This window comes from Geopseudomonas aromaticivorans (assembly GCF_019097855.1).
GTDB lineage: Bacteria > Pseudomonadota > Gammaproteobacteria > Pseudomonadales > Pseudomonadaceae > Geopseudomonas > Geopseudomonas aromaticivorans.
The window spans coordinates 17,761-40,774 of record NZ_JAHRGL010000020.1 but is presented as its reverse complement, the minus strand read 5'-3'; the positions used below and the strand labels follow the sequence as shown (position 1 = coordinate 40,774).

24 protein-coding genes are annotated in these 23,014 nt (G+C 65.5%); 18 read left to right on the top strand and 6 right to left on the bottom strand.

From position 1 onward, the window contains the following. Positions 1-19 precede the first annotated feature (19 nt). The 6 genes from KRX52_RS09920 to KRX52_RS09895 all read left to right on the top strand — a co-directional run bounded on the left by KRX52_RS09920 (position 20) and on the right by KRX52_RS09895 (position 3,482). The gene (locus tag KRX52_RS09920) at positions 20-283 is read left to right on the top strand and encodes an RnfH family protein (RefSeq protein ID WP_217681586.1); all 264 of its coding nucleotides are present in this window, start codon (positions 20-22) and stop codon (positions 281-283) included. Positions 284-333: 50 nt separating this feature from the next. Continuing rightward, the gene (locus tag KRX52_RS09915; RefSeq protein ID WP_217681585.1) at positions 334-738 is read left to right on the top strand and encodes a NifB/NifX family molybdenum-iron cluster-binding protein; all 405 of its coding nucleotides are present in this window, start codon (positions 334-336) and stop codon (positions 736-738) included. 49 nt (positions 739-787) lie between these two features. Further along, positions 788-1,504, top strand: coding sequence for a dinitrogenase iron-molybdenum cofactor biosynthesis protein (locus KRX52_RS09910; protein ID WP_217681584.1), 717 nt, complete (start codon positions 788-790; stop codon positions 1,502-1,504). Positions 1,505-1,835: 331 nt separating this feature from the next. Further along, positions 1,836-2,291 (top strand): hypothetical protein, encoded by a 456-nt coding sequence (locus tag KRX52_RS09905; RefSeq protein WP_217681583.1) that lies wholly within the window; start codon positions 1,836-1,838, stop codon positions 2,289-2,291. Positions 2,292-2,496: 205 nt separating this feature from the next. Continuing rightward, positions 2,497-2,913: a hypothetical protein gene (locus KRX52_RS09900; RefSeq protein ID WP_217681582.1), complete on the top strand. Its 417-nt coding sequence runs from the start codon at positions 2,497-2,499 to the stop codon at positions 2,911-2,913. Next, positions 2,910-3,482: a MerR family transcriptional regulator gene (locus KRX52_RS09895; RefSeq protein ID WP_217681581.1), complete on the top strand. Its 573-nt coding sequence runs from the start codon at positions 2,910-2,912 to the stop codon at positions 3,480-3,482. Before KRX52_RS09900 ends, KRX52_RS09895 begins: the two co-directional genes overlap by 4 nt. 177 nt (positions 3,483-3,659) lie before the next feature. Here the strand turns inward: KRX52_RS09895 and KRX52_RS09890 are convergent, their stop codons facing one another. From KRX52_RS09890 to KRX52_RS09875, 4 genes are read right to left on the bottom strand one after another with little or no spacing between them, the layout of a single operon-like run. Continuing rightward, positions 3,660-4,064: a cupin domain-containing protein gene (locus KRX52_RS09890; RefSeq protein ID WP_254797497.1), complete on the bottom strand. Its 405-nt coding sequence runs from the start codon at positions 4,062-4,064 to the stop codon at positions 3,660-3,662. Further along, complete coding sequence (locus KRX52_RS09885; protein WP_217681580.1) at positions 4,061-5,938, bottom strand: MFS transporter; 1,878 nt, start codon at positions 5,936-5,938, stop codon at positions 4,061-4,063. Before KRX52_RS09885 ends, KRX52_RS09890 begins: the two co-directional genes overlap by 4 nt. Further along, positions 5,935-8,100 (bottom strand): bifunctional acyl-ACP--phospholipid O-acyltransferase/long-chain-fatty-acid--ACP ligase, encoded by a 2,166-nt coding sequence (aas, locus tag KRX52_RS09880; protein ID WP_217681579.1) that lies wholly within the window; start codon positions 8,098-8,100, stop codon positions 5,935-5,937. Before aas ends, KRX52_RS09885 begins: the two co-directional genes overlap by 4 nt. Positions 8,101-8,114: 14 nt before the next feature. Further along, positions 8,115-8,933 (bottom strand): hypothetical protein, encoded by an 819-nt coding sequence (locus KRX52_RS09875; protein ID WP_217681578.1) that lies wholly within the window; start codon positions 8,931-8,933, stop codon positions 8,115-8,117. A 115-nt stretch (positions 8,934-9,048) separates the two neighbouring features. On the opposite strand from KRX52_RS09875, the gene KRX52_RS09870 reads away from it, so the two are divergent. Further along, on the top strand, positions 9,049-9,789 hold the full coding sequence (locus KRX52_RS09870) for a helix-turn-helix domain-containing protein (protein WP_217681577.1): 741 nt from the start codon (positions 9,049-9,051) through the stop codon (positions 9,787-9,789). 257 nt (positions 9,790-10,046) lie between these two features. Here the strand turns inward: KRX52_RS09870 and KRX52_RS09865 are convergent, their stop codons facing one another. Together KRX52_RS09865 and KRX52_RS09860 are read right to left on the bottom strand one after the other, a co-directional pair. Continuing rightward, positions 10,047-10,613, bottom strand: a complete 567-nt coding sequence (locus tag KRX52_RS09865) for a hypothetical protein (RefSeq protein ID WP_217681576.1) — start codon at positions 10,611-10,613, stop codon at positions 10,047-10,049. 36 nt (positions 10,614-10,649) lie between these two features. Next, positions 10,650-11,513: an SIR2 family protein gene (locus KRX52_RS09860; RefSeq protein WP_367890529.1), complete on the bottom strand. Its 864-nt coding sequence runs from the start codon at positions 11,511-11,513 to the stop codon at positions 10,650-10,652. A gap of 457 nt (positions 11,514-11,970) precedes the next feature. Between KRX52_RS09860 and nifH the strand changes: the two genes are divergently transcribed. From nifH to nifE, 11 genes are all read left to right on the top strand, one after another. Further along, positions 11,971-12,852, top strand: coding sequence for a nitrogenase iron protein (nifH, locus tag KRX52_RS09855; RefSeq protein WP_217681575.1), 882 nt, complete (start codon positions 11,971-11,973; stop codon positions 12,850-12,852). Between the two features lie 123 nt (positions 12,853-12,975). After that, a complete protein-coding gene (nifD, locus tag KRX52_RS09850) occupies positions 12,976-14,457 on the top strand; it encodes a nitrogenase molybdenum-iron protein alpha chain (RefSeq protein WP_217681574.1) in 1,482 nt (493 codons plus the stop codon). A 112-nt stretch (positions 14,458-14,569) separates the two neighbouring features. Next, positions 14,570-16,141: a nitrogenase molybdenum-iron protein subunit beta gene (nifK, locus tag KRX52_RS09845; RefSeq protein ID WP_217681573.1), complete on the top strand. Its 1,572-nt coding sequence runs from the start codon at positions 14,570-14,572 to the stop codon at positions 16,139-16,141. Positions 16,142-16,271: 130 nt separating this feature from the next. Continuing rightward, positions 16,272-16,490: a putative nitrogen fixation protein NifT gene (gene nifT, locus KRX52_RS09840; RefSeq protein ID WP_217681572.1), complete on the top strand. Its 219-nt coding sequence runs from the start codon at positions 16,272-16,274 to the stop codon at positions 16,488-16,490. Positions 16,491-16,494: 4 nt separating this feature from the next. Continuing rightward, positions 16,495-17,235, top strand: coding sequence for a dinitrogenase iron-molybdenum cofactor biosynthesis protein (locus tag KRX52_RS09835; RefSeq protein ID WP_217681571.1), 741 nt, complete (start codon positions 16,495-16,497; stop codon positions 17,233-17,235). 10 nt (positions 17,236-17,245) lie between these two features. Beyond that, positions 17,246-17,515, top strand: a complete 270-nt coding sequence (locus KRX52_RS09830; protein ID WP_217681570.1) for a DUF6129 family protein — start codon at positions 17,246-17,248, stop codon at positions 17,513-17,515. Positions 17,516-17,523: 8 nt separating this feature from the next. Beyond that, positions 17,524-18,255 carry a 4Fe4S-binding leucine-rich repeat protein gene (locus tag KRX52_RS09825; RefSeq protein WP_217681569.1) on the top strand — a complete coding sequence of 244 codons (732 nt, stop codon included), beginning with the start codon at positions 17,524-17,526 and terminating at the stop codon, positions 18,253-18,255. 292 nt (positions 18,256-18,547) lie between these two features. Then, positions 18,548-19,015 carry a hypothetical protein gene (locus KRX52_RS09820; protein WP_217681568.1) on the top strand — a complete coding sequence of 156 codons (468 nt, stop codon included), beginning with the start codon at positions 18,548-18,550 and terminating at the stop codon, positions 19,013-19,015. Between the two features lie 192 nt (positions 19,016-19,207). Then, the gene (locus tag KRX52_RS09815; protein ID WP_217681567.1) at positions 19,208-20,419 is read left to right on the top strand and encodes a hypothetical protein; all 1,212 of its coding nucleotides are present in this window, start codon (positions 19,208-19,210) and stop codon (positions 20,417-20,419) included. Positions 20,420-20,633: 214 nt separating this feature from the next. Next, on the top strand, positions 20,634-21,287 hold the full coding sequence (locus tag KRX52_RS09810; RefSeq protein ID WP_217681566.1) for a peroxiredoxin: 654 nt from the start codon (positions 20,634-20,636) through the stop codon (positions 21,285-21,287). 314 nt (positions 21,288-21,601) lie between these two features. Further along, positions 21,602-23,014 carry a nitrogenase iron-molybdenum cofactor biosynthesis protein NifE gene (gene nifE / locus KRX52_RS09805; RefSeq protein ID WP_217681565.1) on the top strand — a complete coding sequence of 471 codons (1,413 nt, stop codon included), beginning with the start codon at positions 21,602-21,604 and terminating at the stop codon, positions 23,012-23,014.

The following is a 23,014-nucleotide window of genomic DNA, read 5'->3' as shown; positions in this document are numbered from 1 at the left end:
CCGGCATAGGAGTGAAACCATGAAAGTCGCTGTGGTGTATGCCGCCCCCCCTCAGCCGTTGCAGCTGAGCTGCCAGGTCGAGGACGGCAGTACCGTGGAACAGGCCATCGCGCAGTCCGGCCTGCTGCGCTACTGCCCGGAGATCGACCTGAAGAAGCAGAAGGTCGGCGTGTTCGGCAAGTTCGTCAAACTCGACAGCCTGGTGAGGGAGGGCGATCGCGTGGAGATCTACCAGCGCATCACCCGGGTGCTGGATGAAGACGACGATGATGACGATGACTGAGCGCGCCCGCGTGGTCGCATCCTTTCTCCTTCCTGCGAGGTGCTGTGAACATGACTGAACGCCGACGACTGATCGCCGTGGCCATCGACCGTCACGGCCAGGTGGCCGGGCACGCCGGGCGCGCCCAGCGCTGGCGGGTGTTCGACGTCTGGCCCGGCGAGGCGCCGGAGGAGGCTTACAGCCTCGAACTGGCCGAGCATGCCTGTCTGCACGAGTGGCACGTGTGCGCGCAGCCCGAGCGCCACCCGCTGCACACGATGGACGTGGCCATCGCCGGCAGCGCCGGCGACGGGGTGATCCGCCGCCTCGGCGAGCGCGGGGTGAGCCTGCTCACCACCGGCGAGAGCGACCCGCTGGCCGCGGTGCGCGCCTTCCTCGCCGATGCCCTGCCGCCCGGCGTGCCGCACGACGAGCACGCCTGCGGCGGCGAAGGCCACCAGCACGGCCACGCCTGACGAATACCGATGAGCAGTGACGGCCCGCGGGCCGTCGAGGAGCCAGCAGATGAACAGCCCCGCAACCATGAACCGCGAAACCGCCCTGCGCATCGCCCTGGCGGCCCGCGCGCTGCCCGACACCAGCGTCGGCCAGCTGGTGGAAATCCTCCACCAGCAGGTCAACGGCCCGCTCACCGAACAGAGCCTGCAGGGTGTGACCGTCACCGATCTGAAGATCGGCTTGGCCGGCTCGGAGGAGGACGTCGACCTGCTCGACACGCCGATGGCCGCGCTCAAGGAGGCGGTGCGCATCCTCTGGGGCGAGACCGTCGCCGACGACCTGCCGCAGCCGGTGGCATTGAGCGAGGTGCCGGCCGGCTCGATCCGCGTGGCCATCGCCTCCAACAACGGCGCGCAGCTCGATGGCCACTTCGGCACCTGCCTGCGCTTCCTGGTGTACCAGGTCAGCGCCACGGCGAAGACCCTGATCGGCATCCGCTCGACTCTGGAGGCGGACCAGGCCGAGGACAAGAACGCCTTCCGCACCGAGCTGATCGCCGACTGCCAGGTGCTGTACGTCGTCTCCATCGGCGGCCCGGCCGCGGCCAAGGTGGTGCGCGCCGGCATCCACCCGCTGAAGAAGCCCCAGGGTGGCGAGGCCGAGGCGGTGCTGGCCGAACTGCAGCAGGTCATGGCCGGTTCGCCACCGCCGTGGCTGGCCAAGTTGCTGGGGCGGAGTGCCGAGCGGAGCCTGCGCTTCGCTGCCGAGGACGAAGACGCTTGAGCCTGAGCGCAACCTTCGGCCATCGATAGCCACCGCCAGGTTTCCGGCCGGCAATCGCCTTCATCCCGCCCGGCACAGACGCCCAATCTGCAACGGGTTTCTCACTGGGCCCGCGAGTCATATCCAAACGCACGCTTGAGATGGACAGGCGCAGGCATCGCCGCTAACGTCCGCTCATGCGTTCGCCACCGCGATGCATGACTCCCCATGCGCACCAGCTCGATGCTGGAAGCCGCGCGCCAGACAGGGAAAGATGAGGGACAAGGAATGTTAACCACCAAGCCCGGCCGGGCGTTATTGCACAACTTGGTGTCTATTTGTAGTTGTGCATATGAATATTGACCTGGAATTTCATCCGCGCCGCAAAAAGCCCCAGTACGCAGCAATGATATTACTTTCCGGGGTTGCAACGACAATGTTGGCCGCCAAGGTCTCAGTTATACTTTTTCTTGTAATAGGGGGCTATTGGTCTTTTCTGATACTCAAGGCAATGACCAATACGATTGTAAATATATCAAAAACACAAATTATAATCTCCAGCTCGATTGGCCGATTTCAAGTAAACAAAAAAGCTTTCCCCATGTCTAATTTTTACGGGGTAAGAAATAGAGTTCACTGGGGTCACTACAAACATTGCCAAACCGAGCTGATTGGTAGGAATGGTGTATTCCTACCAGTTCGAGTTGAGCTCATGACAGAAAAAATAACCCCCGAAGCACGTGAGTTAAAAGAGAATCTTGTAGAAACCTTCAAGCTTGAGTCATGCCGCGACTTTGAACATGCATAATAACTGGTTCAAATCGCTCGCTTCGCTCACTGGGACGGGCTAAAGCAAGTAGGGTGGACAACGGCGCAGCCTTGTCCACCAAAGTACAGCCCTGCGGTGGGCAATCGCTGCGTGAGTTGCCCTACGTTGCTTTGGCTCATTACGGCTTGACCTGACGACTATAGTAGGGTCGAAGCTTGGCGCTCCCATTCCACAGGAGCAGATCATGACCGGTCCGAAATCAATGTCTGACGACCAGTTTCTTGCCGCCTTTCTGGATTCCAGCATGCCGCCAGCCGGCTTTGATCACCTCGGCCACATGCGGGCAGCTTGGCTGCTGCTCCAGCGTCGTTCGCTGGAAGAGGCGGTGGCGGAAACCTGTAACGCGATCGCCCGGCTGGCGACTCGTCTGGGTGTCCCGGGAAAGTACAACCGAACCCTTTCCGAAGCACTGGTCCGTCTGATGGCGCATGGCGGCGCCAGCAACAGGGCGCTCGCTTGGCCGGATTTTCTTGCCGCCAACGCCGATCTGGTCGGTGGTGCGCGCCTCGTCCTGGCGCGCCACTATAGCGAGGAAACCTTGTACTCGGAGGCGGCACGGGAGCGCTTCACGCCACCCGACCGCCAGCCTCTGCCGTTATGAGCCAATCCCGCAGCACGTTCACGCTCGGCCAGCTCGCCAAACGCGTCGGGCTGGCGCGCTCCTCGATCCTGCATTACGAGTCCATCGGGCTGTTGGCTCCTTGCGGGCGTAGCCCGGCCGGCTACCGCCTCTATGGGCAGTCCGAGTTGGATCGCCTGCTCACCATCCGTCGCCTGCGTGAGTCGGGTCTGGCGCTGGCCGACATACGCAGCATCCTTTCGCCGGCCGCTGAATCGGTCTTGCGAGCAGGTGCTGGGCCTATGGCGTTACTGGAGAAGCGTCTGCTCAGTCTCAGCCAGGAGGTGGAGCGTATCCGCAAGCAGCAGCGCGATCTCGCACGTCTGCTCGCGGCTCCCGAGGTCCGAAACGCTCGTCAACACTGGGACAAGGAGTCGTGGGTTGAGTTGTTGCGGCGAGCAGGCTTCAACGAAGAGGCAATGCACCTGTGGCACATGGAGTTCGAGCGCGAAGACCCCGACGAGCATGCGAACTTCCTGAAGTTGCTTGGCCTCGATCCGGCGGAGGTGGCAAGCATTCGCCGCTTGTCGCGCATCGAGACCGGCCAGTAGGCTGGACAACGGCGCAGCCTCGTCCACCCGCACGCGCGCCCAGCGCTGGGCAATCGCTGCGCGAGTTGCCCACCCTGCGTCCCCGATTACTCACGAACCGTCGCTCCCGCGCAGGCGGGAGCCCAGGTGCCACGGGCCTGCTGGATTCCCTCCTGCGCGGGAATGCCGGTTTCGGGTTCACTCCCCCAGCGTCTCGTAGCACTCCGGCGTGAAGCGCGGTGTGCAGATGCAGTAGAACACCAGCTCTTCCTCGCCGAGGGTGCCGATCCGCTGCGGCACGCCGGCCGGGATCACCACCAGGTCGCCGGGGCCGACCTCGCTCGGCTGCAGGCCACCGACGTCGACCATCCCGCGGCCTTTGACGATCAGGTAGCGCTCGACCACGCCGTGCAGGCGGTGCAGCTGGGTGGTGACACCGGGTGCGACGCGGGCTTCGGCCACCGAGACGGCCGGGTCGCCGGCGTGGTTGAGCACTTCGAGGATACGGCAGCGTTCGGCGGTGAAGAAGGCGGCGGCCGGATCGGGGCGGAGGATCGCGGCCTGCAGCGCGGGCGCTTCCGGGGGCGGCTGGGAGGGTTTCATTGCACGGCTCCGCGCAGCTCCAGCACCCGCTGGCGCAGCGCCTCCGGCTCAGCCTCCAAAGCCGCCACCGGCTCGCCCACGGCGAGGGCGATGCGCCGCAGCGGGTGCAGTTGGCCGAGGCGCTGCGCCAGGGTGCGCGCCTGGCGCGAGAACGGGCTGGCCCATAGGCCGGACAGCGCCATGGGCAGCACGGCCACCGGGTGGCGCTGGAGGATGCGGCGCAGGCCGGGGCGGAACTCGCCGAGTTCGCCGTCGGCGGTGAGGCGCCCCTCCGGGAAGATCGCCACCAGCTCGCCGGCGCCCAGCGCGTTCGCCACCTCGTCATAGGCCCGCTCCAGCAACGCGGCATCCTCCCTGGCCGGGGCGATGGGGATGGCGCGGGCGGCGCGGAACACGAACGACAGCAGCGGCCAGCGGAAGATGTGCCGGTCCATGACGAAGCGGATCGGCCGCCGGCAGGCGGCGGCGATCACCAGCGCGTCGACGTAGCTGACGTGGTTGCACACCAGCAGTGCCGGACCGCTGGCGGGGATGCGCGCGATGTCGCGGGTGTCCAGGCGGTACACCGTATGCACCAGCAGCCAGACCACGAAGCGCAGCAGGAACTCCGGCACCAGGCGGTAGATGTAGACCGCCACGGCGGCGTTGCACAGCGCGGCGACGGCGAACAGGGTGGGGATCGACAGGCCGCTGGACAGCAGCCCGGCCGCGGCGCCGGCGCCGACCACCATGAACAGCGCGTTCATGATGTTGTTGGCGGCGATGATCCGCGCGCGGTGCGCCGGGTCGGAGCGCAGCTGCATCAGCGCGTACAGCGGCACGATGAAGAAGCCGCCGAACAGGCCGAGGGCGAACAGGTCGAACAGCACATGCAGCAGGTGCGGCTGTTGCAGCAGCGCGCCGAGGGCCAGCGGGCCGGCCGGCGCAGCGCTGGGAGAGGCGAAGGCCAGGTCGAGGCCGAACAGGGTCAGGCCGATGGAGCCGAGCGGCACCAGACCGATCTCCACCTGCTTGCCCGACAGGCGTTCGCAGAGCAGCGAGCCGATGCCGATGCCGAAGGTGAACACGGCCAGCAGCAGGGTCACGCTGCTCTCGCTGCCGCCGAGCACGTCCTTGGCGTAGGCCGGGAACTGGGCGAGCAGCAGCGCGCCGTACAGCCAGAACCAGGAGATGCCGAGGATCGCCAGGAACACCGTGCGGTTCTTGCGGGCGAAGCCGATGTTGCGCCAGGTTTCGCTGAGCGGGTTGAGGTTGACCGTGAGGCCCGGCTCCGGCGCCGGCGCGGCGGGAATGCCGCGGCTGGCGAGATAGCCGAGCACGGCGACCAGCAGGCAGCCGGCGGTGATCCACAGGGTGCCGCCATTCGTGCCGGCGAGCAGGCCGCCGATCAGGGTGCCGACGAGGATGGCGACGAAGGTGCCGGCCTCGATCAGCGCATTGCCGCCGACCAGCTCGTCCTGGTGCAGGTGCTGCGGCAGGATCGCGTACTTCACCGGGCCGAACAGGGTCGAGTGCAGGCCGAGCAGGAACAGGCTGGCGAACAGCAGTTCCAGGCTGCGCAGGGCGAAGCCGGCGCCGGCGACCAGCACGATGGCGATCTCCAGCAGCTTGACCAGCCGCGCCAGGCGGGCCTTGTCGTACTTGTCGGCCAGTTGCCCGGCGGTGGCGGAGAACAGGAAGAACGGCAGGATGAAGATGCCCGCCGCCAGGTTGGCCAGCAGGCCGACGCCGAGGCTGGTCCACTGCGCGGCCTGGAAGGTCAGCAGCACCACCAGCGCGTTCTTGAACAGGTTGTCGTTGAACGCGCCGAGGAACTGGGTGGCGAAGAACGGGCCGAAGCGGCGGGTCTTGAGCAGGGCGAATTGCGAACTCATGTCGGGTTGTCCTGGGTGGTTTCCGCCGCCTCGCTGGCGGTGGCTTCGGCGAGGCGCTTGAGGCTGAGGTAGTCGGTCTTGCCCGAGCCGAGCAGCGGCAGGGCGTCGACCGGGCGGATCACCCGCGGCACGGCCAGCTCCGGGGCGCCGAGGCGGCGCGCGGCGGCCAGCAGCTGCTCGCGAGCGAGGTCGGTGGCCGTGGTGAACAGCACCAGCGCCTCGCCCTTGCTGGCGTCGCTGCGCGTCGAGGCGGCATGCACGGCGCCGGGCGCGGCGCTGGCGGCGATCTGCTCGACCACCTCCAGCGAGACCATCTCGCCGGCGATCTTGGCGAAGCGCTTGAGGCGGCCGCGGATGTGCAGGAAACCGTCGGCGTCGACCTCGACGATGTCGCCGGTGGCGTACCAGCCGGGGCGGCTGGCCGGCGGCGGCTGGATCACGCCGGGCTGGTCGAACAGCAGGTAGCCCTTCATCAGGTTCGGCCCCTGCACCTGCAGGGCGCCGCCGTCAGCGATGCCGGGCACCGGCTCCAGCTCGTACTGCATGCCGGGCAGCAACTGGCCGACGCTGCCGCGCCGGCAGGCCATCGGCACGTTCACCGCCACCACCGGCGCGCACTCGGTGACGCCGTAGCCTTCGAGGATGCGGATGCCGAACTTGTCGATCCAGGTCTGCCGCACTTCCTCGTTGAGGCGCTCGGCGCCGGCGACCACATAGCGCAGGCGGCCGAAGTCGTAGGGGTGGGCGAACTTGGCGTAGTTGCCGAGGAAGGTCGAGGTGCCGAACAGCACGCTGCAGTCGCGGTCGTAGACCAGCTCGGGGACGATGCGGTAGTGCAGCGGGCTGGGGTAGAGGAACACCTTGCAGCCGGACACCAGCGGCAGCAGCACGCCGCAGGTCAGGCCGAAGGAGTGGAACAGCGGCAGCGCCATCATGAACTTGTCGAGCGGGGTGAAGTCGGCCACCGCGCGCACTTGGGCGACGTTGGCCAGCAGCGAGCTGTGCGAGTGCACCACGCCCTTGGGCTTGCCCTCGGAGCCGGAGGTGAACAGCACCAGCGCGGCGTCGTCCGCCTGCTGGGGCACGGCGGCCTTGTGCGGCACGAGCAGGTGGGCGAGCAGCCACAGGCGGTCGGCGAGGCCGAGCTGCGCCTTGAGGTCTTCCAGATAGAGCACACGGATGCCTGGCAGCTGCTCGAGCAGGCCGCCGAGGTGGGCCTTGTCGATGAAGCTGCGCGAGGCAACGATGGTCTTGATGTCGGCGGCGGTGCAGGCGGCGCGCAGGCCCTCGGCGCCGGCGGTGTAGTTGAGCATCGCCGGCACCCGCCCGTTCAGCGACAGGCCGAGCACCAGGCCGAGGGTCGGCGCGGCGTTGGGGGTGAGCACGCCGACGATCTCGCCAGGCGCCGTGTGCCGCGACAGCAGGCGGCCGAGGGCCAGCGCCATCTTCAGCAGCGAGCCGTAGGACTCCTCGACCATGCGGATGTCCTCGACCAGCTTGTACTGGTTGCCGAAGGTGGCGCGGGCGTCGAGGAAGGCCTCGAACAGGGTGCGCTGCGGCCGGGTGGCGACCAGCATGTCGAGCAGGATGTCGCGCAGCAGCTCGCCGGCGCGGCGGCGGCGCAGCTTGGCCGAGGGCAGCGCGGGCATGGCGATGTGCCGGCGCGGCCGGACATGGATGTCGACCCGCGGCAGCAGCTGGCGCGGATAGATCCCGGCCAGGCGGCCGAAATAGCTGCGCGCGGCGCCGTCGATGCGCACCGGCACGATGGTCGCGCCGGTCTTGGCGGCGACGAAGGCGGCGCCGTCGTAGATCTTCATCAGCGAGCCGGTGCGGGTGATCCGCCCTTCCGGGAAGATCACCACCGGCCGGCCGCTTTCCACCAGCTTGACGATCTGCTTGAGCGCCAGCGGGCTGCTCGAGTCGACCGCCAGGTGCGGCACGAAGCGCAGCAGGCAACGGAACAGCGGGCGGTTGGCGATCTGCGTGTGCACCACGAACATCGCGTCTACCGGCAGGAACACGCCGAGCAGCAGGCCGTCGAGGAACGACTCGTGGTTGGCGACGATCAGCGTGCGCGGGTTGTACAGGGACTCGGGATCGCCGTGGACGCGGACGCGGAACAGTGCGGTCAGCAGCCTGCGCAGGAAGGTTTTCAGCATGATCGTTCCCTGATTCAGTGAAAGTGGGTGCCGGTTGGCGATGGTGCCATCGGCGCGGTGTCGGCGGCCAGCGCGGCGGTGCGGCGGCGCACCAGCCAGGCGACCACCACGGCGGTGGCGGCGACCGACAGCAAGTGCTTGAGGCTGTGCCCGCTCAGCGGCAGCAGGGCGGCGAGCGGGTGGTCGAGCAGTTCGGCGACCTTGGCCAGCGCGTACAGGCCCAGCGCGGCGCCGAAGGCCAGGCGCTCGCCACGCGGGCGGCGGTACAGCCATTGCCACAGCGGGATCAGCAGCATCGTCAGCACCTGCAGCAGCAGGTAGGGGCGCAGGTCGCCGCCGCCCTGCAGCGCGCCGCCATACCACCAGAGCACGCCGAAGATGGCGGCCAGGCCCAGCCCGGCGGCGAACCCGGCGCTGCGGCGCTGGCGGCAGTCGCCCCACACCCCGGCGAGCAGGCCGGCGGAGGCGAGGGCGATGGGCAGGCGGTCCCAGAGCAGGCGATGGTCGTCGGGCGCGAGGTGGTACCAGCTCGAACCCGCGGCGGTCAGCAGCAGGCCGACCAGGAACAGCGCATAGCCGGGCCAGCCGGCCGCCAGCTCGGCCGTGCGGCGTGCCGGCGTCAGGCGCCACAGGCCCCACAGGGCCACCCCGGCGAAGCCGAGGTTGGACAGCACGTCGGCGCAGTGGGGGATGCCCAGCAGGGTCAGCTGGTCGGCGAAGGCGTGGTAGTTCTCCAGCTGGGCGATGGGGCCGTGGAGCAGGGTGGCGATGCCCAGCAGCAGGCTGAGCAGCAGCGGTAGGTGGTGCAGGCGGTGACGAGAGCAGCGTTCCATGGCGGTCTCCACGAGGTAGGTGGCCTCAGGATGGCGGCAGTTGGTATATCGCGAAACTCTGGCGGAAAAAGGTGCGTAGACTGACCGGCAAAGTATCGGAATCTGCGACTTTCCCATGAGCGAACTCGACCAGCTGCTGACCACCCTCAAGCGCCAGCTCAAGGCCCGCGGCATGACCTACCGTGACCTGGCCGCCGCCCTCGACCTCTCCGAAGCCAGCGTCAAGCGCCTGTTCGCCAGCGGCAGCTTCAGCCTCGAGCGGCTGCTGCAGGTCAGCCACCTGCTCGGCTTCACCCTCGCCGAGCTGACCCAGGAGGCGGCGCTCGGCGAAAGCCGCCTGCACACCCTCAGCGAAGACCAGGAGCAGGAGCTGATCGGCGACGAGAAGCTGTTGCTGGTGGCGGTGTGCGTGCTCAACCAGTGGCCCCTGGCGGACATCCTCAGCGTATACCGGCTCAGCGAGGCCGAGTGCATCCAGCGCCTGGCGCGCCTCGACCGTTTGCGCCTGATCCAGCTGCTGCCGGGCAACCGCGTGCGCCTCAACGTGGCGCGCGACTTCGACTGGCTGCCCGCCGGACCGATCCGCGCGTTCTTCCGCCGCCGCGGCCTGGGCGACTTCCTCGCCAGCGACTTTGCCGGCAGCGACGAGCTGCTGGCGTTCGCCCACGGCATGCTCACCGAGTCGGCGCAGGCGCGCCTGCAGGCGGAGATCCGCAAGTTGCGGCAGAAGTTCGCTGAACTGCACGAGGAGAGCCTCGCCGCCCCGCTGGGCAAACGCCACGGCTGCGGGCTGCTGCTGGCGCTGCGCGAGTGGGAGCTGGGCGCGTTCACCGCCCTGCGGCGGAGCGAGAAGTAGGCTGCGCCATGCGCACCTGGGGCTGCACGACGGTGCGCGCGGCGCACCCTACGGGCGAGCGGATGCTGCGCAGGGCGTGCCGGAAAAGCTCCCCCAGCGGAAAGTAGGCTGCGCCATGCGCACCTGGGGCTGCACGATGGTGCGCGCGGCGCACCCTGCGGGTGAGCGGATGCTGTGCAGCGAGGGCGCGAAAAAAACTCCCCCAGGTGCGGGGGAGTGGCTTATTGGCCTAGCTGGACAGCAAGGGAACGGGGAACTCAGACCGGACCGCGGTGCTCGCGGCGCGCGGTGCTGACGAAGGTGAGGCATTCGCTGAAGCCGAGGCTGTCGAGCTTCGGTTTGAAGGTGGCTAGGGCGTCGGCCATGGTGACGACCTTGTCTTCGGCGCTCTGGCCCTTGAAGTCGTCCTTTTCCAGGCGCAGGTCGCCCATCAGGGTGTTCCAGGCCGCGCCGCCGTCGGCGTGCGGCAGCAGGATGATGCCGACGCCATCGAGGTCGGTGCTCAGCGCCTTGCTCAGGTTTTCCACATAGAACAGCACGTGCACGTCGACGGCCAGGTCGTGGCGATAGCGCTCGATGAACAGCGGCACCTGGGCCAGCTCGGTGATGATGCCGCTGACCATGGTCAGCTTGTTGCCCTTGACCAGCAGCGCGGCCTGTTTGACCACCGCGGTCGGCGGCAGGCGGCGGCCGGCATCGTCGGCAATCTCGCCTTCCTCCAGGACCAGGTCGCCGCGGAAGGCGTAGGTGTCAGCCTGGCTGGTGGCGCCTTTGACGCTGAGGTTGCACAGCAGGTTCTGCGCTTCGTAGGTTTGCAGCAGCATGGTGGGTTCTCTCTGTGTCGGGGGAAGAAAGGGGAATCAGGCCACCCGCTCGGCGGCGGCGGGGCTGGCGAGGGCGAACAGACTGCTCCAGTCGGCCTCGATCAGTTGCAGGTCCTTGCGCGCGCAGACCTTGCGCTCCTTGTCGCTCGGCTCGGCGATCAGCGCCCAGCCGGCCGGCGTGGCGGCGTCGTGGATCAGGTCGCTCATCACCATGCGTTCGGTGTCGCGGTTGAAGTGCATGCCGAGGAACAGGTAGCGCTGGTTGCGGCGCTTGAGCTTGACCCAGGCCGGGACGGCGAAGCCGCCCATCAGCTCGGTGATGTAGTCGACGAAGTCGGCATCCGAGGCGACGTAGCCGGGCTTGGGCAGCGGCGTGCCGAGCGGCTTGAACAGCACCGGCAGTTCGCCGTCCACCTCGGCCAGTTCGATGCGCCGGTACTGGCCGGCGTCGAACTGGTAGAGATCGAAGCGGTAGGGGGTGGCGGCGATACGCGCCGCGCCGACCACCAGGGTGTGCGCGCGGTCGGCGTAGCAGCGCTGCAGCTGGGTGTCGCGGTTGCAGTCGATCACGTAGGGCAGGCGCTGGTCGGCCAGCCACTGGTGCACGGGCGAGGGCGTCCAGTTGTCGCCGCCGTAGGTCTCGGTCAGGAAGCGCTCGATGAAGCTGCGCCCCTTCTTGTTCTCCAGGTGCATGGCCGCGCGCGGGAACTCGTACATCAGCCGTGGCGCCATCGGCTGGCCGCCGGTCATGGCGAGGATCAGGCTGTCGCTGTCGGCCGGCATGGCCTTGCCGCTCAGGCGATCGACCACCCCGCGCAGCACGCCGGGCCCCAGGTAGGGAACGATATCGCCCGCGCCGAGCTGCGCGAGGATTGCCTTCATCATCAAGCTGCTGTTCACCGGGGCTCTCCTGCAGGGATATAGGGGCGCAATAAGCGCGCAATAACGCTGCAGTCCTTCGCAATATGTGCGCCACTTTCCGGCGATCAAGACAAGTTGTTGATATGCGAAGGGTTTATTCCTTGTTCGGCAATTAAGTCAGCCAGCCAATGGCAACAAGTCCGGACTTTTCACGACAAATTGTCATCTATGCCACAAATGCAAAGTAGCTCGCCAAGTGTCGCCGGATAATTGCCGGAGTTTGTTGGGTTGTCGCCATTGCCACACGCTGAGGCGGGTCTTTGTTGCGTATCGGACGCCCGCTATTGGCCCTGGATTGAAAAATAAGTCCTTGTAAATCAGTGGTTTGGAGTTGTCAGGCAACGCTGGCACAAACGCTGCACTAGTCAAACTGCGCAGGCTTGTTCGTGCCTAAAGCCCACTTCAATAGTGGAAACGAAACCTGAGGAACTCAATTATGGCAATGCGTCAATGCGCTATCTACGGTAAGGGTGGGATTGGCAAATCCACTACTACCCAGAACCTCGTGGCAGCCCTGGCCGAGATGGGCAAGAAGGTGATGATCGTCGGTTGCGATCCGAAAGCCGACTCCACTCGCCTGATCCTGCACTCCAAGGCCCAGAACACCATCATGGAAATGGCCGCCGAGGCCGGCACCGTGGAAGACCTCGAGCTGGAAGACGTGCTCAAGGTCGGCTACGGCGGCGTCAAGTGCGTCGAGTCGGGTGGCCCGGAGCCAGGTGTTGGCTGCGCCGGCCGTGGCGTGATCACCGCGATCAACTTCCTCGAAGAGGAAGGCGCCTATGACGACGAGCTGGACTTCGTGTTCTACGACGTACTCGGCGACGTGGTGTGCGGCGGCTTTGCCATGCCCATCCGCGAGAACAAGGCCCAGGAAATCTACATCGTCTGCTCCGGCGAGATGATGGCGATGTACGCCGCCAACAACATCTCCAAGGGCATCGTGAAGTACGCCAACTCGGGCAGCGTGCGCCTGGCCGGGCTGATCTGCAACAGCCGCCAGACCGACCGCGAGGACGAGCTGATCATGGCCCTGGCGGACAAGATGGGCACCCAGATGATCCATTTCGTGCCGCGCGACAACGTGGTGCAGCGCGCCGAAATCCGCCGCATGACCGTGATCGAGTACGACCCGGCCGCCAAGCAGGCCGACGAGTACCGCGCCCTGGCCAAGAAGATCTACGAGAACAAGAACCTGGTCATCCCGACCCCGATCACCATGGACGAACTCGAGGCGCTGCTGATGGAGTTCGGCGTCATGGATGTCGAGGACGAGAGCATCGTCGGCAAGACCGCCGCCGACGAGGTCAGTGCCTGATCGCACCGTTGCAGCACGACGGGGCAGGGCAGATGGGCCCTGCCGGATAGTCGCACTGCGCGGCGCGCAGTGCGACTGGTCCGTTACCCGCATATGAACGCAAGGCAAGAGGAGTCATACCCCATGTCCGGTATGTCACGCGAAGAGGTCGAAAGCCTCATCCAGGAAGTCCTGGAAGTCTATCCCGAGAAGGCCCGCAAGGACCGCGCGAAGCACCTGTCGCCGAATGATCCGACCCTGGAACAATCGAAGAAGTGCATCACCTCGAACAAGAAGTCGCTGCCGGGTCTGATGACCATCCGCGGCTGCGCCTACGCCGGCTCCAAGGGTGTGGTCTGGGGTCCGATCAAGGACATGATCCACATCTCCCACGGCCCGGTCGGCTGCGGGCAGTATTCGCGTGCGGGCCGTCGTAACTACTACATCGGCACCACCGGCGTGAACGCCTTCGTCACCATGAACTTCACCTCGGACTTCCAGGAGAAGGACATCGTCTTCGGCGGCGACAAGAAGCTGGGCAAGCTGATCGACGAAGTGGAAACCCTGTTCCCGCTGAACAAGGGCATCTCCGTGCAGTCCGAGTGCCCGATCGGTCTGATCGGCGACGACATCGAGGCGGTGTCGAAGAAGAAGGCCGCCGAGCACGCCACCACCGTGGTCCCGGTGCGTTGCGAAGGCTTCCGCGGCGTGTCGCAGTCCCTCGGCCACCACATCGCCAACGACGCCGTGCGCGACTGGGTGCTGGACAAGCGCGACAACGACAACTCCTTCCAGACCACCCCCTACGACGTGGCCATCATCGGTGACTACAACATCGGTGGCGATGCCTGGTCCTCGCGCATCCTGCTCGAAGAAATGGGCCTGCGCGTGGTCGCCCAGTGGTCCGGCGACGGCTCCATCGCCGAGATCGAGCTGACCCCCAAGGTCAAGCTGAACCTGGTGCACTGCTACCGCTCGATGAACTACATCTCCCGGCACATGGAAGAGAAGTACGGCATTCCATGGATGGAGTACAACTTCTTCGGCCCGACCAAGACCATCGAATCGCTGCGCGCCATCGCCGCCCAGTTCGACGAGACGATCCAGGCCAAGTGCGAGGCAGTGGTCGCCAAGTACCAGGCGGAGTGGGAAGCGGTGGTCGCCAAGTACCGCCCGCGCCTGGAAGGCAAGCGCGTCATGCTCTACATCGGCGGCCTGCGTCCGCGCCACGTGATCGGCGCCTACGAGGACCTGGGCATGGAAGTGGTCGGCACCGGCTACGAGTTCGGCCACAACGACGACTACGACCGCACCATGAAGGAAATGGGTAGCGCCACCCTGCTGTACGACGATGTCACCGGCTACGAGTTCGAAGAGTTCGTCAAGCGCGTCAAGCCCGACCTGATCGGCTCCGGCATCAAGGAAAAGTTCATCTTCCAGAAGATGGGCATTCCGTTCCGCCAGATGCACTCCTGGGATTATTCCGGCCCGTATCACGGCTTCGACGGCTTCGCCATCTTCGCCCGTGACATGGACATGACCCTGAACAATCCGTGCTGGAACAAGCTGCAGGCGCCCTGGCAGAAGGCTGAACAAGCCACGCTGAAAGTCGCCGCCAGCGCCTGATCGCCCGCAACCGTACGCCACGTCCGCTGCGGGCTGTCCGCCGAGTCAGGTCAGGCCCGCAGCCGACATCCGCTACCGCCGTTCACAGATGAGTGAGGCGTAGGAGAGAGTCATGAGCCAGCAAGTCGATAACATCAAACCCAGCTATCCGCTGTTCCGCGACGAAGAATACAAGCAGATGCTTGACCGCAAGCGCGATGGCTTCGAGGAGAAGCATCCGCAGGACAAGATCGACGAAGTCTTCCAGTGGACCACCACCCAAGAATACCAGGAGCTGAACTTTGCCCGCGAAGCGCTGACCGTCAACCCGGCCAAGGCGTGCCAGCCGCTGGGCGCGGTGCTCTGTTCGCTGGGCTTCGAGAAGACCATGCCCTACGTGCACGGTTCGCAGGGCTGCGTCGCCTACTTCCGCACCTACTTCAACCGCCATTTCCGCGAGCCGGTGTCCTGCGTGTCCGACTCGATGACCGAAGACGCGGCGGTGTTCGGCGGCCAGCAGAACATGAAGGACGGTCTGCAGAACTGCAAGGCGACCTACAAGCCGGACATGATCGCCGTGTCCACCACCTGCATGGCCGAGGTCATCGGCGACGACCTCAACGCCTTCATCAACAACTCGAAGAAGGAAGGCTTCCTCGAGCAGGACTACCCGGTGCCGTACGCCCACACCCCGAGCTTCGTCGGCAGCCATATCACCGGCTGGGACAACATGTTCGAGGGCATCGCCCGCTACTTCACCCTCAACCACATGGACGACAAGGTGGTGGGCAGCAACCACAAGGTCAACGTGGTGCCGGGTTTCGAGACCTACCTGGGCAACTTCCGCGTCATCAAGCGCATGCTCAAGGAAATGGACGTCGGCTACAGCTTCCTCTCCGATCCGGAAGAGGTGCTGGATACCCCGGCCGACGGCCAGTTCCGCATGTACGCCGGCGGCACCAGCCAGGCCGAGATCAAGGATGCGCCGAACGCCACCACCACCCTGCTGCTGCAGCCGTGGCAGCTGGAAAAGACCAAGAAACTGGTCGAAGGCACCTGGAAGCACGAAGTACCCAAGCTGAACATCCCGATGGGCCTGGACTGGACCGACGAATTCCTGATGAAGGTCAGCGAAGTCACCGGCCAGCCGATCCCGGCCAGCCTGGCCAAGGAGCGCGGTCGTCTGGTCGACATGATCACCGACTCGCACACCTGGCTGCACGGCAAGAAGTTTGCCATCTGGGGCGACCCGGACTTCGTCATGGGCCTGGCCAAGTTCCTGCTGGAGCTGGGTTGCGAGCCGACCCACATCCTCTGCAACAACGGCAACAAGCGCTGGAAGAAGGCCATGGATGCGATCCTCGAAGCCTCGCCGTACGGCAAGGACTGCACCGTGTACGTCGGCAAGGACCTCTGGCACCTGCGCTCGCTGGTGTTCACCAACAAGCCGGACTTCATGATCGGCAACAGCTACGGCAAGTTCATCCAGCGCGACACCCTGCACAAGGGCAAGGAGTTCGAGGTACCGCTGATCCGCCTCGGCTTCCCGATCTTCGACCGTCACCACCTGCATCGCCAGACCACCCTGGGCTACGAGGGTGCCATGCAGATGCTCACCACCATCGTCAACGCGGTGCTGGAGCGTCTGGACGAGGAAACCCGCCTCATGCAGACCACCGACTACAACTACGACCTGGTGCGCTGAGTCGCGGTCAGTGGTCCCCGCCGGGGCGGCGTCAGCCGCTCCGGCACCTCCCCGGAGGCTGTCGGCAGGCGGCGGGCGCAGCGCGTCCGCCGACCTGCGGCAGCCGCCAACCCCGTTATGGAGAAAGCCCATGCCCAGCGTCATGCTTCGCCGCAATCCGCAAGGTCAGCTGACCTTCTACATCGCCAAGAAAGACCAGGAAGAAATCGTGGTCTCGCTGGAGCATGACAGTGCCGACTGCTGGGGTGGCGAAGTCACTCTCGGCGACGGCTCCAGTTACTACATCGAGCCGATCCCGCAGCCCAAGCTGCCGATTACCCTGCGCGCCAAGCGGGCCGGCGAGGCCTGAAGCCATGGCCGCGCCATCGGCGGGACGCGTGCAGCTGCCAGCCCACCTGGCCCTGCGCATCGCCCTGGCGGCGCGCACGCTCAAGGGGGTGAGTACCGCCCACCTGCTGCGTGCGCTGATTGCCGCCGTCGGCGAACCGATCAACGAAGCGCGCCTGAGCAAGCTGCGCGCCTCGCGCCTGCTCGCCCGCCTCGGCGACACCGCCGGCGCCGACACGCCACTGCCGGTGCTGTCCGACCGCCAGCTGCACAGCGCCCTCGGCCTGCTCAAGGGCCGCGGCGTGAGCATGCCGCAGGAGCCGCTGCCGGTGCCCGAGGCCTACCGCGACGGCGAGTTCGAGGACTCGGTGCGCATCGCCTGCGCCTCCGACAGTGGCGAGCGCATGGACGGCAGCTTCGGCAGCTGCGCGCGCTTCCTGATCTACCAGATCTCGCCACGGGCCAGTCGCCTGGTCGACATCCGCGTCCCGGCGCCTGTCGCCGAGGACGAGGACCGTAACGCCCAGCGCGCCGCGCTGCTGCACGACTGCCAGCTGCTCTACACCCTGAGCATCGGCGGCCCGGCGGCGGCCAAGGTGGTGCGCGCCGGCGTACACCCGATCAAGCACGCCAGCGCGCTGCCGGCGCGCGAGATCGTCGAGGAACTGCAGCACGTGCTGGCCAGTGCGCCGCCGCCCTGGCTGGCCAAGGCCATGGGCGCCGAGCCCGACGAGCGCGTGCGGTTCACCTGCAACAGCCCCGGATGAGGACACCGCCATGCTCAGCCAAGACCTGCTCGACGCCGTCATTCGCCAGACCGAACAGAGCGTCATCGACGACGCCCTGCTCGCCCGCCTGCGCAGCGCCCATCCCGGCGCCCATTTCACCGCGTGCATGGATGACGACATCGCGGCCAATGCCAAGCCGGTCGCCACGCGCCCCGGCTTCAACCTCTACCTGGTCAACTCCAGCGACCACTGCCTGGCGCTGACCAACGATCTCGACGCCGCTTCCGGCATCGTCCTGGCGGAAATCATCCCCGACTGAGGTGTGGCATGTTCGACGACCAGGGCCAGGACATCACTCCCATCGGCGACTGCCGCGCCTGCAGCTTCCGCCGCAGCCTGCTGCTGGCCGGCCGCTGCACCCCGGGCGATGCCTGTGTGGCGGTACCGAGCGGCCGGCAGATCGACCGCTTCTTCCGCAACAACCCGCAGGTAGCCGAGCAGTACCTCGGCGACGAGTTCTGGGAACGGCGCGCCATCGCCGTGCGCTACGCTCCGGTCGAGGCGCTCACCCCGCTGATCCGCGACAGCGACGAAGCGGTGCGCCGCGCGGTGGCCTACCGCTTGCCGCGCGAACAGCTCGCCGCCCTGCTGCAGGACGAGGACCGCGAGGTGCGCATCACCGTCGCCGACCGCCTGCCAGTGGAGCAACTGGAACAGCTGGCCGCCGACCCCGACTACCTGGTGCGCGCCTACGTGGTCCAGCGCATCCCGCCGGGCCGACTGTTCCGCTTCATCCGCGACGAGGACCGCCAGGTGCGCAAGCTGGTCGCCCAGCGCCTGCCGGAGATGAGCCTGGGCCTGATGGCCCACGATCCGGAACCGGAAGTGCGCCGCATCGTCGCCTCGCGTCTCAGCGGCGATGACGTGGTGGAAATGCTCCGCGACCCCGACTGGACCGTGCGCCTGGCGGCGGTGGAGAACGCGCCGCTGGAGGCGTTGCAGGCGCTGGACGAGCAGGATCCGGAGGTGCGGCGGGCGATCGAGGAGCGGTTGGGGTAGGGCGGTCGGCAGATAAAATCGGCTTTTCGCTTCAGGAACCGGGAAGGCGACGGCTGTCCCGGTTTTCTTTTTTGGGCGCGCGCGATACCCTCGCTACTTGTTGGATGCCCCGCAAGCAAAGGATTTGCAGTCATGGCGCATAAGCTGCCCTCACCCCCAGAAACCTCCCCAAGGCCGTATTCCAGAGCGGCTCCCTTCTCCTACTTGGAGATGTTGTCCACAACCCCCCCGTCAGGGTGTTATGCACAAATTGGTGCCTATTTATAGTTCTGAGTAACAAAGGAGTCTGGTCATGGGGAATCAATTATTGTTTTCGATATTTGCTGCCTTTGCAGTGTTTAACTTGTTCTTCGCTGTTGAGGGTAATGCAGATTCGCGAGGATTGGATCAAGAATGCATTCGAGAGATACAGGCATCTTCGAAAATTTGTGAGTATGTATTTAAGGATAAGTCTCCTCTAGATAAAATGTCACCAGAATGCAGGGAGTCAAAAAAATATCATGACCCCAATACTCTTTGCGGAAAGGAGAGGCAAGCTGCGGGGCAGGCAGTGATGTCAAAGCTCGAGGAGTGTCGTAATGAGCACATTAGCTCAAGATGTAGGGAACATGTTGATTCAGAGAATAAAAGGCTGCAGGAAGAATCAATGCGATGTACAAGTGAAATGAAAAGAGTTCTCTCGGTTTGTGGGGGGATCACAAATACGGAGTGTTACAAAAAGCATCATGCAGAATTTAAAGCTGAATGTGGCGGCCAATGAGTAACTCTATGTAGCTGGGTTTTGCCCAGCCATTGGATGCACCGGACTGCCAGGGTCGCACTTCCGTGGCAACTTATGAGAAGCTCCCACGCGGAGCGTGGGAACGATCAAAATCTCGTGGCAACTGTGTTCGTCGGTCTCGAGCAGGGTGGTACGCGCCTTCGCCTTCGTCGCTGATGGGCTGAGAATGTGTTGAAACGCTGCCTTCACCAAGCCTTCATCCTCCTGGCCGCATGTGCGTTTGCCTCCGCCGCACATGCGAGTTACGGCCAGATGCGATTGGACGGGATTGGATTCCTTCTGGCCTTCGCGCTGACCGTCGCCTATGGCCTGATCGTCGACCTAGCTCTGTTTGCCAGGATCTTTCGCTACCGGGCGGCCCTCGTCAGCGGGCTGATTGTCGCCCTGGTGGTGATCGTTCTCCTCGTCGGCCTGGCCGCTTCTCCCAGCGAGCGAGCAGGCTTCTTCAAAGGGGCCCCGGGTGGGGAGTCGCTGGTCGTGCTCTTGATGACCTGCGCGGTATTTTTGCCTTTCATCGTCATCGCACCACTCGCGCAGTACCGGGCCATGCGCCAGGGCCGGCGCTGGCCGGGCTGGGTCACGGCAGGGATGGCCTTGCAGGTGGCGCTGCTTCCTGGCTTCGTCGTGCTCGCCAACACGGAAGAGCATTTTTGGCAGCAGGAGTACGCAGCAGGGCAGGCCGTGGGGCGTGAAGCCAGGGCCGGCGGCCTTGGCGTGATAGGGGAAAGCGCGGAACAACAACATGAACGTATCTGGGGTACCGGATGGACCTCTCCCTGGCAGCAGGAGCCACCGAGCGGCTACCTGGCCCGGCGTTCCGGATGGATCGCCGGCCTGGAAAAGGGCGTGGGCGATTCCGCACTGATCGCAGCGAACGAACCGCTGAGCGAGGCGGACCGCGCGGTGCTTCGGACACTGATTGAACGGCATTTCGCTGGCTACGCCACTCCGCATATCCAAACCAAGTTGATCTGGGATGCGCTCGAGCCCGGCGACTTTGTCAGGCAGCTCGTCCCTCACGGGTTGAATGAGCGCGGTGTGGTCAGCGAAGAGGTGATCCCGCTGTTGCTGGAAAGGCTTGAAGCCTACGGCGAGGCGCGTTTGTGTCCCGGCGGTCGGATGATGGACGCCGACCGCGCCGTGCTGAGTCAGCTGGTCCTGGCCAAGGTGCGCGACTATGACGAGGCGAAGCAGCGGGAGCTCAAGGCCGAGCTTGAGGCGAAGACGCGCGAGCGTGAGATGTCTGAAGCTCCCGCTCCGTACAGGCTCATCTGGAAAGCGGCGCAGGCGCTGGGAAATGCTTACGGCGGGCAACCTGTCGGGGTTCCGGATTGGAGCCGTTATCCGCAGCGGGTCGAGCGACTTTGCCGCGGGCCGCAATAGCCGGCGAAGGCGCCGTCTGTGCCGGAAGCTGACAACGATGAAAGGGGACAGGTATTTTCGCGCCTCCCGGCAAGACGCTGTCGCGACGTGGGCGATGGTCGGGGCAGGGCCAACGGTTGCTTTGGCTCGCTGCTGTTGAAAGGCCCCCGGTGTGTTGAATCCCGTCTAGGCTCTTCCATGCTTGCTGTTCATCAAGCTCGAGGAGGAGTTTTTCATGTCATTGCGCATCAACGACCTCGTTCCCGACTTCACGGCCGATACCGACCAGGGTCCCATCACCTTTCACGACTGGATCGGTTCCGACTGGGCCATCCTCTTTTCCCACCCGAAGGACTTCACTCCGGTGTGCACCACCGAGTTCGGTGCCGTTGCGCAACTGGCCGATGAGTGGGCCAAGCGTGGCACCAAGGTGATTGGTGTGTCGGTGGATGGTGTGGAAGCGCACAAGAAGTGGAAGGGCGATATCGAAGGCTTCTGCGGCACCAAGGCGGCCTTCCCGATCATTGCGGACGAAGGGTTGGCCGTCTCCAAGGCGTTCGACATGCTGCCTGCCGAGGCCTATCTGCCCGATGGCCGTACCGCCGCCGAAACAGCCACCGTACGCTCCGTGTTCATCATCGGCCCGGACAAAAAGCTCAAGCTGTCCATGACCTATCCGATGTCCGTGGGGCGCAACTTTGCCGAAGTGCTGCGTGCCCTGGACGCCCTGCAGCTGACCTTCAACGTGCCATTGGCCACCCCCGCCAACTGGACAGTGGGCCAGGACGTCATCGTCGCACTGTCGCTCAACGACGAGCAGGCCCGCGAGAAGTACGGCAGCATCGATATCAAGCTGCCCTACCTGCGCACAACCCACGCGCCGCAGTGAGGCAGCAGAAAAACGCCTGGGCTAGTGATCGCTCCCACGCTCTGCGTGGGAGTTTCTCACCGGATGCAGAGCGTCACAGGCTGCGTTCCCACGCGGAGCGTGGGAACGATCAACTTGCGAAGATGGAGACACTGGCCCAGCTGAATCATCTCCACGCCGTCCCCGCCACCAGGTTGTCGCAAACCCGACACCCCGGCGCCTTTGCGACAACGCTGTTTTCAATAAATATCTTTTAAATCAATAACTTGTTACTTGGTCCAGCCCTTGCAACACCCCTCGCGAATGCCGCAACGACGCATCCAGAGGGGTAAGCGATGAAAGCCAAGGACATTGCCGAGCTGCTCGACGAGCCCGCCTGCGAGCACAACCACAAGGAGAAGTCCGGCTGCGCCAAGCCCAAGCCGGGCGCCACCGACGGTGGCTGTGCCTTCGACGGTGCGCAGATCGCCCTGCTGCCGATCGCCGACGTGGCGCACATCGTCCACGGGCCGATCGCTTGCGCCGGCAGTTCCTGGGACAACCGCGGCACCCGCTCCAGCGGCCCGGATCTCTATCGCATCGGCATGACCACCGACCTCACCGAGCAGGACGTGATCATGGGCCGCGCCGAGAAGCGCCTGTTCCATGCCATCCGCCAGGCGGTGGAGAGCTACGCGCCGCCGGCGGTGTTCGTCTACAACACCTGCGTGCCGGCGCTGATCGGCGACGACATCGAGGCCATCTGCAAGGCCGCCAGCGAGCACTTCAAGACGCCGGTGGTGCCGGTGGATTCGGCCGGCTTCTACGGCACCAAGAACCTCGGCAACCGCATCGCCGGCGAGGCGATGGTCAAGTACGTGATCGGCACTCGCCAGCCCGACCCGCTGCCGCCGCACAGCGAGCGCGCTGGCATCCGCGTGCACGACGTCAACCTGGTCGGCGAGTACAACATCGCCGGCGAGTTCTGGCACGTGCTGCCGCTGCTCGACGAGCTGGGCATCCGCGTGCTGTGCACGCTGTCCGGCGACGCGCGTTTCCGCGAGGTGCAGACCATGCACGCCGCCGAGGTGAACATGATGGTCTGCTCCAAGGCCATGCTCAACGTCGCCCGCAAGCTGCAGGAGCGCTACGGCACGCCGTGGTTCGAGGGCAGTTTCTACGGCATCACCGACACCTCGCAGGCGCTGCGCGACTTCGCCCGGCTGATCGGCGACCCCGACCTGAGCGTGCGCACCGAGGCGCTGATCGCGCGTGAGGAGAAGCGCATCCGCGCCGCGCTGGAGCCCTGGCGCGCGCGGCTGGCCGGCAAGCGCGTGCTGCTCTACACCGGCGGGGTGAAGTCCTGGTCGGTGATCTCCGCGCTGCAGGACCTGGGCATGCAGGTGGTCGCCACCGGCACCAAGAAGTCCACAGAGGAAGACAAGGCGCGCATCCGCGAGCTGATGGGCGACGACGTGAAGATGCTCGACGAGGGCAACCCGCGCGCGTTGCTGAAGACCGTCGAGGAGTACCGCGCCGACATCCTGATCGCCGGCGGCCGCAACATGTACACCGCACTCAAGGGGCGCATCCCGTTCCTCGACATCAACCAGGAGCGCGAATTCGGCTACGCCGGCTACGACGGCATGCTCGAACTGGTGCGCCAGTTGTGCCTGACCATCGAGAGCCCGGTGTGGGAGGCGGTGCGCCGCCCGGCGCCCTGGGCTGGCGGTTGCGCCGCCGTGCCGGCGCACGTCGCCACTGCCTGA